This window comes from Marinobacter sediminicola (genome assembly GCF_031157525.1).
Classification (GTDB): domain Bacteria; phylum Pseudomonadota; class Gammaproteobacteria; order Pseudomonadales; family Oleiphilaceae; genus Marinobacter; species Marinobacter sediminicola.
In genome coordinates, this window is the sequence record NZ_JAVIXR010000002.1 from 263,337 (window position 1) to 275,268 (window position 11,932).

The window sequence follows — 11,932 nt, forward strand, 5'->3', positions numbered from 1 at the left end:
ATGTCCTTACAAACGGTTAAAACAGGTGGTAGCGCTGAGCCAGTGGCACTTCTGTGAGGGGTTCACAGGTCAGTAGCTCGCCGTCTGCATGAACTTCATAAGTTTGCGGATCTACCGTCAGTTTTGGGCAGGCGCTATTCAATTTCATATCGCTCTTGCGCATCTGGCGGACGTTTTTAACAGCCACCAATGGGCTCTTCAGACCCAGTTTTTCTTCCAACCCAGTGTTCATTGCCGCCTGGCTTACAAAGGTCATTCGGGTTGCTGCTGCAGCCCTGCCCAACGCTCCAAACATGCGCCGGTAATGCACGGGTTGTGGTGTGGAGATAGCAGCGTTTGGATCACCCATAGCTGCGCCGGCAATCATGCCGCCCTTGAGGATGATCGATGGCTTAACGCCGAAGAAGGCCGGCTTCCATAACACCAGATCCGCCAGCTTACCTACCTCCACAGAGCCAACCTCATGGCCAACGCCGTGGGTAATGGCTGGGTTAATCGTGTATTTGGCGATGTAACGCTTCACCCGGAAATTATCGGTGCCGCGTTCTTGATCCTCCGGCAGCAAGCCTCGTTGAACCCGCATTTTGTGGGCGGTTTGCCAGGTGCGGCAAACCACCTCACCAATACGACCCATAGCTTGGGAGTCTGACGAGATCATGGAGATCACGCCGATGTCGTGGAGGATGTCTTCGGCGGCGATGGTTTCACGACGAATACGGGAATCCGCAAAGGCCACGTCTTCCGGAATATTTGGATCCAGGTTGTGGCACTCCATCAACATATCGAGATGTTCATCAACTGTGTTGATGGTGTATGGGCGGGTAGGGTTGGTGGACGATGGCAGCACGTTGGGCAGGCTACAGGCCACGATAATGTCCGGCGCGTGACCACCCCCAGCTCCCTCGGAGTGATAGGTATGGATACAGCGGTCTTTGAATGCAGCCAAAGTATCTTCCACAAACCCCGATTCGTTCAGGCTATCGGCGTGGATGGCGACCTGTATGTCGTAACGATCAGCCACATCCAGTGCGTTGCTGATCGAGGCCGGCGCAGCACCCCAATCCTCGTGGATTTTCAGGCTCATGGCTCCGGCTTTCACCTGCTGCTCCAGCGCCTCTGGCGTACTGGCGCTGCCTTTTCCGAGAAAACCTATATTGATAGGCAGGTCATCCACCGCCTGCATCATTTTACCCAGGTGCCAGGGGCCAGGGGTGTGGGTGGTCGCAACGGAACCCGTTGCTGGCCCGGTACCACCGCCGATCATGGTGGTGAGACCGCTCATCAAGGCCTCATCAGCCTGCTGCGGGCAAATATAGTGAACGTGGGTATCAACAGCGCCCGCGGTAAGAATCTGGCCTTCTCCGGCGATGATTTCAGTGCCGGCACCAATAACTATGTCAATATCGGGCTGGGTATCCGGATTTCCAGCCTTACCAATAGCGGCAATGCGCCCGTTTTTCAGCCCCACATCGGCTTTAACTATGCCCCACCAATCAATAACAATAGCGTTGGTGATCACGGTATCCATCACCGCATCATCACAGCGCTGGCTTTGCCCCATACCATCACGAATAACCTTGCCGCCACCGAACATCACCTCTTCGCCGTAATGGGTGTGATCTTTTTCAATCTCGATCCACAACTCCGTATCACCCAGGCGAATACGGTCGCCGGTGGTAGGGCCGTACATGTCTGAATAAGCTTGCCGGGAAATCTTCATGATTTTGCTCCCTCGTTCGGGTTCTTATCCAACGGGCCCATCACTTCACCGCGAAAGCCATAGATGCGACGCAAACCCACGTAGGGAATCAACGTCACTTCGCGAGTCTGGCCGGGCTCAAAGCGAATAGCGGTACCCGCAGCGATAGCCAGGCGGTAGCCGTATGCTTTTTTGCGATCCAGGCGCAGAGCCGGGTTGGTTTCCGCAAAGTGATAATGGGAGCCGACCTGTATTGGGCGGTCGCCGGTGTTGGCGACGCTCATAGAAATGCTTTCCCGCCCTACGCACAGCTCAATGTCTTCGCTCTTCAACTGATATTCACCAGGAATCATGGTGCGCCTCCTCAGACAATGGGGTTATGGACGGTGACCAGCTTGGTGCCGTCGGGAAAGGTTGCTTCTACCTGGACGGACTGAACCATCTCGGCAACGCCTTCCATTACATCATCACGGGTCAGTATTTCGCGGCCGGCACTCATCATATCTGCCACAGTGCGACCTTCGCGGGCACCTTCCATAATGGCGCAACTGATCAGCGCGACCGATTCCGGGTAATTTAGTTTGAGGCCTTTTTCCTTACGGCGTTCAGCGAGCAGGCCAGCGGTGAACAACAGCAGTTTGTCTTTATCTCTTGGTGCTAATTCCATTGTTAACTCCGTTGTTATCCAAATCGCTTTTTCTAAAGCTCTTGCCATTTGACGGGCAAAAGCGCTGTTCAGCACCCAAGCGACTGCCTCGGCGTAATGTATAAATCAGGTTAGCCAGATGCGCGGCACAATGGCTTGATGCCCCGTCAGTCGTGGTCGAAGAATACTTCGTGCCTGCTGAAACAATTCCCAGGCTTGGTTACGCTCAGTACCCAGGTACCGCAGCAGCAATACACTCCGCCGGAAAGTAACAGCCCAATGACTGCCCGATGGTAGTTGCTCCCTGAGCATTGAGATGGCTTCAGCCGGTTCACTCAACCCTACGGCCCAGAGTGTGGCATGCACAGTGGCACCGCCCTGCCCCCATCTTCCGGTATAGCGCGGGTGATGAGGGTCTATACATTGACGCTCCAACCACAAAGGGCGGCCATTACGGGTGAGCTGAAAGCGTTGCTCAAGGCGGCCATTTACGAATGGCAGGTCGCTGGCGGGCCGGCCGAGGCCGAGAATTTCCCAGCCAAGGCACTTGGCGCTGCCGTCTAGATCAACATGCAGGGTTTGTTCGCCGCGGGAGCCGTCAAATGCCAGGGTTTCCTGGGGCAACCATTCCAGCGTAGCGCCATCGGCAACCTTGAGATGAGTGTGCTGTGTCCAGGCAACGCCGTTACTGTCAGCTCTGTAAAGTTTGTTGGCAGCGGGTGTAGTTAACAGAGTGTGCGAGTTTGCACCAACAGTGACATCGATATTGAGCGCATCGCCACTGACAACGCCGCCAGGCGGGTGCAGCAAATACACGTGGCAGCAGCCGTCGCGGCCTTCTGGATAGAACGGCCGCTGCACTCGTAGGGGGCCATAATGGCGAGCGGTGCTCATGCGGGTGATACTGGCATCGCCCTCCACATAGGCGCGGAAGCCCAGAGTTAAAGAGGCTGCCCAGTGGCGAGTCGCATCGAAACGGTGCCCGGAGTCCGAAATCACCTGATTCTTTCCGGGTGCAGAAAATAGAACAGTCATTCTGTCAAACACCTTAATTAGTGGCCTGGAGTGGACGCTTCTGGGTAATCGACCACTTTGCCATATGGCAAGGCTTTCAAATTAAGATAGCAGTGCAATCGCCCATGTGCGCTATCAGAGGGAGGCACAACACAAAAAAAGTTCTATGGCAGGCAAGAGATCAATGCGTCGTCTAAGATTAATTTCGGGGGGTGGCAAGACTCGAGCCCACATAAAATGCCATGACATTGGGGCGCTATCGATATGAGCGACAACATCGTTAAAGTTTCAAGAAATACGGAAAATGCACCCAAAAACCTGTCATCGACGCAATCAGTGGCATTTTCTCACTACAATAATATTTCAGCTCAACTACCAATAGACCCCGAAACGGGTGCAGTGGTTACGGGTGGGATCAAAAATCAAACAAAGCAGTGCCTTGAGAACATAAAAGCAATTATAGAAAGCATCAATCATGTTATGGACGATGTCGTCAAAATCAATATATTCCTGACAAACATCTCCGATATTGACGCTGTAGAGGCAGTGTACAAATCATTCTTCCAGAACTATCTCCCTACGCGAACAACCGTCGCGGTTTCAGCTTTGCCTGCGGAAAACGCATTGTTGCAAGTAGACGCCATCATTTCGAACGGCGAAGGCACTCCCCCACAACAGCCATGCGACCTCTTGAAAGCGGCAAAAAACACGAAAGCCGCGCCTCAAAGCTCTTCCTCAACACAAACCGTCGCATTCTCTCACTACAACAACATTTCGGCCCAATTACCGATTGATCCCGAATCTGGCGAGTTGGTTACAGGCGGTGTAAAAGCTCAAACCGCGCAATGCTTAGAAAACCTCAAAGCAATTTTAGAAAGTATCGACGTTCCTTTTGACGACATTGTCAAAATCAACATATTCCTTAGAAACATAACGGATGTTGATGCAGTGAATGAAGTTTACACAACGTTTTTCCCTGACTCAGCTATAGCAAGAGCCGCTGCCTATGTACCGGCACGGACAATAATTTCAGCATCAGGATTGCCGTTGGATGCGTTAGTGCAGATTGATGCGGTTGTATCGCATGGAGACGGCACGCCCCCGCAGGCCGTCGAAGACAGGCACGGAATCGTCATAAGAGCACACAATACGGAACGGGCACCCCGGAGTTCTCTGTCTACACAGACAGTCGCATTTTCCCATTACAATCACTTATCTGGCCAACTACCTCTAGACCCGGGCACCGGTGGCATGATCGCAGGAGGCGCAAAAGAACAAGCCGGGCAATGTTTGCAAAATATAAAGGCAATTATAGAAAGCACTGATCACGTGATGGACGATATCGTTAGGGTAACGATCCAGGTAAAAAATATTGCAGACATCGACTCTATAAACGAGGTTTACACAACATTCTTCGAAAGTGATCCTCCTGCCAGAACAACCATTGGCGTTTCAGCTATTCCTGAGGGTGCTTTGGTTCAAATCGATGCCGTTCTTTCGAACGGAGAAGGTACACCACCCAGTCTGTGACGTTCACAAAACAAAGCCCGCCGAAATCACTTCCGGCGGGCCTTGTTACTTCAGGATATTGATATTGGCATCACGCCCTGCCAAGTGCTACCTGGCGCTGGCGCTCCTCTTCCTCAATCTGCAGATCGACAGAAGACACTTCATACTCTTCCGCAAAGCCAGACTCAGGCTCTTTCAACCACATCAGGCAAAGCACCCAGCTTATGAAGGCTCCGCCAGCAATGATAAAGAAGAACTGGCTAGGGGTAACGAAGGTGAAGATAGTCAGGTAGACCACCGCCCCCACGTTGCCATAAGCACCGGCCATGCCTGATATTTGCCCGGTCAGGCGGCGTTTGATCGACGGGATAATACCGAAGGTTGCACCTTCAGCACCCTGCACGAAGAAGGAGGTGAAGACAGTAATGCCTACGGCGATAATCAGTGGCCAGCTCGAATTGAGCAAGCCCATCAGCGCAAAACCCACACAAATACCGAACATATAGCTGAGCATCACGAAGCGGCGGTTACCCATGCGGTCGGAAACCATGCCACCCATGGGGCGTGCCACCAGGTTAACGAAGGCAAAGGAGGCTGCAACCATACCGGCGGCTGCCGCACTCAGGCTCCAGGTTTCTTCGAAGAACATTGGCAGCATGGAGACCACCGCAAGCTCAGCGCCAAAGTTGGCAAAGTAGGTACTGTTCAGCGCAGCAACACTGTTGAACGGGTATTTGTCGTCTTCTGGCACACCCTTTTTCAGGATAGGCAAGTTCACCCGCAGGATTTGCACAATCTGGTAGAGCACAATCGCAACGATGACTGCATAGGCGACCACCGCACCGGTCACACTCAGGTAGCCCATGTTCTGGATGCGCCATACCAGGATAGCAAGAACGCCGATCAAGGGGATGGTCCACAGAATCAGTTTTACCATGTCGCCCCAGGTACTAACCTCCAGCGCGCTGGCTTTGCGGGGCTTGCGGTGCACGGTTCCCACCGGGCCGTCTGTTACGGCGAACCAGTAGTAAACACCGTAGAGCGCCATCACAATCGCACTCTGGGCAATGGCCCAGCGCCAGCCGTCATCGCCGCCATACATTTGCAGCGCGATGGTAGGCAGAGTCAACGCCGCTGCTGCGGAACCGAAGTTACCCCAGCCTGCGTAGAAGCCCTCGGCAAAGCCAATGTCGCGAGGCTTGAACCACATGGCAGTCATGTGGATACCCACCACAAAGCTGGCACCGATGGAGCTTAGAACCAAGCGGCTGACCAGCAGCTGGGTCATGGTGTCGCCAAAGGCGAAGGTGAGTGCCGGAATCGACATCAGGACCATCAGTATGGAGAACACCCGGCGCGGGCCAAAGCGGTCAAGGGCCATGCCCACAATGATTCGTGCGGGGATCGTCAACGCCACGTTACAGATGGCGAACAGGCGTAGATCATCAGCCGTCAACCAGTCGACGCTTTTGAGCATACTGGACGCCAGCGGCGCCATGTTGAACCACACATAAAATGTGATAAAAAACGCTATCCAGGTCAGGTGCAGTGCCTTGATCTCCGGATTTTTGAAGCGGAATACGTCTGCAACTCTCATTTCACCCTCCGGGGGCTTACAGTTCAGTGCCAGTGGCTGTTAGCGGCTGGGCAGGATAAGTAGGGGGCACTGCACCCGGCGCGCCAGAAACGAGCTGACTTTGCCGAATGTCATGTAATCCAGTTCATCCACAAAGTAGGTCAATGAACGAGCAATCAACCCGCCATCAACCTCTTCACTGTGGCGGGCAATAACCATCATGCCGGGCTTAACTTTGCTCTCTGCGGCATACAGCAACATTTTCCGGGCATCGCCTTCCAGAAGTAGCGTTTCCGAGGTGACGCCCTCTTTCTCGCAAACTTCCTGCGCCTCAAGAAGGTGCCGCTTGAGATCCGTCAACTCTTCCTGAAACATATCTTCATTACTGGCAGTGATGTCTCTGGGGTTTTCCGCCACAGCCACCAGGGTGATCTGAGGTTTCAGCTCGCGAAACATCGTAATCGTCTGAACCAGCGCCAGCTTTGCGTTCCTGGAGCCGTCGTAGGCAATCATGATTTTCATAGCAGTCTCCGAAGGCGGCCACACCCCACACGGGCACTCCGCCAATTGATATTGCTCAGCATTAGCCCACATTCCTCAGCGGCGTATATTTGATTTAAGTCAAATTCAGCGGCGAGTACCCCTCCAGAGCAATCGAAGCCCTACCCCCTCCCAGGAAATCCCTGCCAGCACCTACCACCCGCCCACCCTGCTGGAGGTACCCCCAATGCTTTCCCACGGAAAAACCCACTTTTGATATGGTTACAGAGGCTTTGAAAAAGCCGGTATGTGCAGACAGATAGGGCCGCAGCAATGAACTCGCCAACCAGACCACAACAACATCGCGCACTTGGCCTTTCCACTCTGGCCTTCACCCTGTGCTTCGCCGTTTGGACCATTTTTTCCATCATTGGCATCCGCATAGCGGAAGACTTGGGCCTGTCTGACACACAGCTTGGCTTGCTTATGGCCACCCCTATCCTGACCGGCTCAATCAGCCGGCTATTCCTGGGAATCTGGACGGATCGATACGGCGGTCGCTGGGTGTTAGGCATACTCATGCTGACCACGGCTACCTGCGTTTACTTGCTCACCTTTGCCACTACATACCTGATGTTGTTGGTTGGCGCTCTTGGCGTTGGCCTTGCCGGTGGCGCGTTCATTGTGGGTGTGGCCTACACAGCTGCGTGGTTTGAACCCGCCCGGCAAGGCACAGCGTTAGGTATCTTCGGTGCAGGCAACGTGGGCTCCGCAGTCACCAACTTTGGTGCACCTTTTTTGTTGGTGGCCTTCGGCTGGGAAACAACGGCGCAGATTTACGCTTCTGTGCTAGCGGTTATGGGCATCGTCTTCATGCTTCTGGCAAAGGAAGACCCTATCTCAGCTGGCCGAAAAAAAGACGAGCAGCAACGCTCGTTTATGGAGCAAATGGAGCCCCTGAGGGATCTGCGCGTATGGCGTTTCGCGCTTTATTACTTCTTCGTATTCGGGGCTTTTGTGGCACTGGCTCTTTGGTTGCCCCATTACCTGATAGGCGTTTACGGCCTTGATATAACAACCGCAGGCATGATTGCGGCCCTGTACACTATCCCTGCTTCCCTGTTCCGCATTCTGGGCGGCTGGATGTCAGATCGCTTCGGGGCGCGCCGGGTGATGTACTGGACGTTTATTGCATCGGTTATTTGTACCTTTTTGCTGAGCTATCCCCCTACAGATTACGTGGTACACGGAATTGATCGAGACATTCGTTTCACTTTTGAAATGAGCCTCCCGGTGTTTATCGTTCTGATTTTCACCCTGGGTTTTTTCATGTCGCTGGGCAAAGCGGCGGTTTACAAACACATCCCTGTTTACTACCCCATGCACGTGGGTGCTGTTGGTGGTGTAGTAGGCATGATCGGTGGACTGGGAGGATTCATCCTGCCGCTCACTTTCGGAGTTTTGAACGACGTTACCGGCATTTGGCAGAGCTGCTTTATGCTGATGTTCATCATTGCCGCTGCGGCGCTGGCCTGGATGCATTACGCCATCCGCTCTGCAGAGCGCGTTGAGTGGGCTGCCAACCAGGAGCAAACCGACCTGCCGGAGCTCGCATCACCTCAGCTGTTCTACCCCCTGAATCGCAAGCCGCACCGGGGCGGCAGCACAGAATCACCACCGCAGTAAGTTGTTTGGTGCGAGTTTCTTGAAATCTCTGTAACAGTACTGTTCCAGCGCTGGCCATGCCTTTAGAATCCGCACACTCGATTTCACCTGGAGCAGTAACCCCCATGTCCCTGGAACTTTCTCCTACGGCAGGCTTCAACCAGCTGCACCGTATTGAATCCAGCACGCTCTTTCAGGGCGTAGTGATTGCCATAATCATCCTGTCCGCCCTGACCATTGGCGCGAAAACCTATGACTTACCACCCCTGGTAGAGCAGTCACTGGGTATTATGGATGCCGCTATTACACTGTTTTTCCTGATCGAGATTCTTTTCCGCTTCGCCGCCAGCCCCGTCAAGCGTCGCTTCTTCATGGATGGCTGGAACGTGTTCGACACGCTGGTCGTGATTGGCAGCCTGATTCCTCTGGATAACTCGGAGGCGGTTTTACTTGGCAGATTATTGCGGGTCTTCCGGGTATTGCGTCTGGTCTCTGTGGTGCCGGAGCTGCGATTCCTGATCAACTCCCTGCTCAAAGCCATCCCACGGATGGGGTACATCGCGTTGTTGATGTTCATTATTTTTTACATCTATGCCGCCATGGGCTCGATGTTCTTCGCCAAAGTGGATGACGATCTCTGGGGAGATGTTGCCATCTCCATGCTCACGCTGTTCCGTGTGGCCACGTTCGAGGATTGGACAGATGTTATGTATGCAACGATGGAACACTACCCGCTTAGCTGGATTTTCTATCTAACGTTCATTTTCCTAACAGCTTTCGTGTTCCTGAACATGATGATCGGGGCGATTCTGGAGGTGATGAGCGAGGAGCAAAATGCCAAGCAGGCTCAGCAAGCTCACGATGAGCGCGATGAGATTACGCGCCAGTTGCGAGACGTGCAGAGCCAGCTGGCAGAACTGGTCAGCCTCTCCAAATCAGAACAGAACAGGCTTGGCCATGGCAAGATGGAAGATAGCTGACACCTGGACTAAAGCCAGAACAGCCGCCACAACACGAACCGGGCGTGACACGGTAACTTTCAGGGCGAATAATCCGGCGGCGATGTAGCCTAGCAACAGTGTAATTTTTGCCAGAATCCAGCCCTGCTCAAGCGGGTTCCAGCTACCCACAAATAGCAGGCTGATGGCTGCGACCAGCAACACTGTGTCGTTGGCGTGGGGTATCCAGCGCAGCGGGGTTGCGCGCCAGCCGGGGCGGCCCACGGCATCCAGCAGCAATCTCAGTGTGAACAGGACTACGGTGAGGTAGGCTGTCGTCATGTGAAGGTGCTTCAGTATCATGTATGAGTTCATAAACCATTCCATTGTGAATCAAAACGATAGAGACATTGTACGCATAGATACCACCAACCGGGTATGTTAATTCTGCGCCCAGCCGTTTAACATATAACTCACATATATGTATCGACAGGAACCAACATGCAGGCTACTTCAACACCCCCTAACGCTGGGTCCGCCAGCTTCAGTCAGCTTTTCGGCTATCCGTTTCGTATTTTCTTCCTGTCCATGACAGTACTGGCACTTCTCGCCATACCGCTCTGGGTGCTGCAGGTAACAGGCACTATCAATATGCCATTAGCCATGCCGGGGCTGTTCTGGCACCAGCATGAGATGCTGTTTGGCTTTCTGACCGCTGCGATTGCAGGTTTTTTACTGACTGCAGTCTGTGTTTGGACCCAGACTGAGCGCACTCATGGCATTCGGCTGTTTCTGCTTTGGGGAGTATGGCTGGCAGGGCGACTGCTGCTAGCCCTGGGTGCAGATCTGCCAGAGTGGCTAGTACAAGGCGTCAACCTGGCATTCCTCCCTCTGGTAATGCTGGATGCAGGATGGCGAGTTTGGCATGCGAAACAAAAGCGTCAGCTCATGCTGTTGGTAGTTCTCGGCTTGCTGTGGCTCATGCAGATTGGTTTTGTGACTCGCCTGGACATGACATACAGCCACGGAGCACTGATTGCAGCCATGGCACTGATCAGCATTGTGGGTGGGCGCATAACGCCTGCATTCACCACTGGCTGGTTGCGCCAGCGCGGGCTGACTGCTGATGCGGTAAAGAATATCCCGGCGCTGGATATGGCGTCACTGTTTTCCATGATTCTGCTTATGGCCTCACTGGTCACCGGTTGGCAAGCCATCACAGGCATGCTGGCGGTCGTTGCCGGCACTCTTGTGTTGGTGCGCCTCGCTAACTGGAAGGGCTGGCTGGCTCGCAAAGAACCCCTCCTATGGGTTCTTCACCTCTCTATTCTCTGGATCCCGGTTTCCCTATACCTTCTGGCTGGCACCATTTTCGCAGGCTGGCCGTCTAACGCCTGGAGCCATGCTGCAGGTACTGGCGCCATCAGCTGTCTCATTCTGGGCGTTATCGCCCGGGTAACACTTGGCCATACCGGCCGCCCCCTGGTACTGCCCAAAGGTATGGTTACCGCATTCATTGCGATCCAGTTGGCGGCAACGATTCGCGTACTAACGGCCTTCGACATAGTTCCCTGGCACCCTGGAATTGGCAGCAGTAGCCTGCTCTGGATATTCGCCTTCGGCATGTTCCTGGTGCGTTACACGAAAATACTGGCAAGCCCGAGACCCGATGGCCGCGCAGGCTGATACCCTGGGGATGAGGTTTCCCAAGGGGTTTGAAGAATGAACAGGCTCGCAGGAGCCTGTTTTTTTTGCGCTACAACCCGCCCCGGAGAACAAACCGAACTTGCAACTGCACCGCTTAAGCGTTAATCATCCACTAATGGTCAATAGCGACTCTCGAAATAACAGCTAAAGTAACAATAAATCATTCTGTAACAGAGACGATGGCACTATGAACCCGGATCATTTTGACAAGGAAGACCTGATTAAGTGTGGTCATGGCAAACTTTTCCCGGGCGCCACGCGGCTGCCCATAGACGAGATGCTAATGGTTGACCGCGTCACCCACATAGGAACAGATGACGGCATCTACGGGAAAGGTAGCCTGGTAGCTGAACTGGATATCAATCCCGACCTCTGGTTCTTTAAAGTCCACTTCGTAGATGATCCCGTTATGCCTGGCTGCCTGGGCCTTGATGCTCTGTGGCAACTGGTGGGATTTTATCTGGCCTGGGGCGGCAGTGAAGGCAAGGGCCGTGCGCTGGGCGCTGGAGAGGTGAAGTTCACCGGCCAGGTTCTCCCGACCAACAAAAAGGTAACCTACTACCTCGACCTCAAACGCGTAATCCGGCGTAAGCTTACAATGGCTATTGCCGACGGACGCATGGAAGTGGATGGCAAAGAAATATACACCGCCAAAGACCTGCGGGTTGGCGTGTTCACTTCCACCGATGATTTCTAGG

The 11,932-nt window shown here is 53.7% G+C and carries 12 protein-coding genes; 5 read left to right on the plus strand and 7 right to left on the minus strand.

Annotated elements, in window-relative coordinates:
- Positions 1-16: 16 nt before the first annotated feature.
- The 4 genes from ureC to RG807_RS03935 form a co-directional block, all read right to left on the minus strand.
- Positions 17-1,720 carry an urease subunit alpha gene (ureC, locus tag RG807_RS03920; protein ID WP_309043716.1) on the minus strand — a complete coding sequence of 568 codons (1,704 nt, stop codon included), beginning with the start codon at positions 1,718-1,720 and terminating at the stop codon, positions 17-19.
- Positions 1,717-2,052, minus strand: a complete 336-nt coding sequence (locus RG807_RS03925; RefSeq protein ID WP_200202876.1) for an urease subunit beta — start codon at positions 2,050-2,052, stop codon at positions 1,717-1,719. Before RG807_RS03925 ends, ureC begins: the two co-directional genes overlap by 4 nt.
- An 11-nt stretch (positions 2,053-2,063) precedes the next feature.
- Positions 2,064-2,366, minus strand: a complete 303-nt coding sequence (gene ureA, locus RG807_RS03930; protein ID WP_100638258.1) for an urease subunit gamma — start codon at positions 2,364-2,366, stop codon at positions 2,064-2,066.
- A 105-nt stretch (positions 2,367-2,471) separates the two neighbouring features.
- Positions 2,472-3,380: an urease accessory protein UreD gene (locus RG807_RS03935; protein ID WP_309043717.1), complete on the minus strand. Its 909-nt coding sequence runs from the start codon at positions 3,378-3,380 to the stop codon at positions 2,472-2,474.
- 243 nt (positions 3,381-3,623) lie between these two features.
- Here RG807_RS03935 and RG807_RS03940 point away from each other — a divergent pair, with 243 nt between their 5' ends.
- The gene (locus RG807_RS03940; protein WP_309043718.1) at positions 3,624-4,889 is read left to right on the plus strand and encodes a RidA family protein; all 1,266 of its coding nucleotides are present in this window, start codon (positions 3,624-3,626) and stop codon (positions 4,887-4,889) included.
- Positions 4,890-4,959: 70 nt separating this feature from the next.
- Here RG807_RS03940 and RG807_RS03945 read toward each other — a convergent pair whose 3' ends face one another.
- Both RG807_RS03945 and RG807_RS03950 read right to left on the minus strand, forming a co-directional pair.
- Positions 4,960-6,465 carry an MFS transporter gene (locus RG807_RS03945; RefSeq protein ID WP_309043719.1) on the minus strand — a complete coding sequence of 502 codons (1,506 nt, stop codon included), beginning with the start codon at positions 6,463-6,465 and terminating at the stop codon, positions 4,960-4,962.
- Positions 6,466-6,504: 39 nt separating this feature from the next.
- Positions 6,505-6,966, minus strand: coding sequence for a universal stress protein (locus tag RG807_RS03950; protein ID WP_309043720.1), 462 nt, complete (start codon positions 6,964-6,966; stop codon positions 6,505-6,507).
- Positions 6,967-7,257: 291 nt separating this feature from the next.
- Between RG807_RS03950 and RG807_RS03955 the strand changes: the two genes are divergently transcribed.
- Entirely contained in the window at positions 7,258-8,610 is a 1,353-nt protein-coding gene (locus RG807_RS03955) for an MFS transporter (protein ID WP_309043721.1), read from the plus strand.
- A 104-nt stretch (positions 8,611-8,714) separates the two neighbouring features.
- Complete coding sequence (locus RG807_RS03960; RefSeq protein WP_309043722.1) at positions 8,715-9,569, plus strand: ion transporter; 855 nt, start codon at positions 8,715-8,717, stop codon at positions 9,567-9,569.
- Here the strand turns inward: RG807_RS03960 and RG807_RS03965 are convergent.
- Complete coding sequence (locus tag RG807_RS03965; protein ID WP_309043723.1) at positions 9,525-9,902, minus strand: SirB2 family protein; 378 nt, start codon at positions 9,900-9,902, stop codon at positions 9,525-9,527. The two genes, RG807_RS03960 and RG807_RS03965, sit on opposite strands and share 45 nt — an antisense overlap.
- A gap of 126 nt (positions 9,903-10,028) precedes the next feature.
- Here RG807_RS03965 and RG807_RS03970 point away from each other — a divergent pair, with 126 nt between their 5' ends.
- Together RG807_RS03970 and fabA are read left to right on the plus strand one after the other, a co-directional pair.
- Complete coding sequence (locus tag RG807_RS03970) at positions 10,029-11,213, plus strand: NnrS family protein (protein ID WP_309043724.1); 1,185 nt, start codon at positions 10,029-10,031, stop codon at positions 11,211-11,213.
- A 208-nt stretch (positions 11,214-11,421) separates the two neighbouring features.
- A complete protein-coding gene (gene fabA / locus RG807_RS03975) occupies positions 11,422-11,931 on the plus strand; it encodes a bifunctional 3-hydroxydecanoyl-ACP dehydratase/trans-2-decenoyl-ACP isomerase (protein ID WP_309043725.1) in 510 nt (169 codons plus the stop codon).
- The last annotated feature ends 1 nt before the right edge of the window (position 11,932 follow it).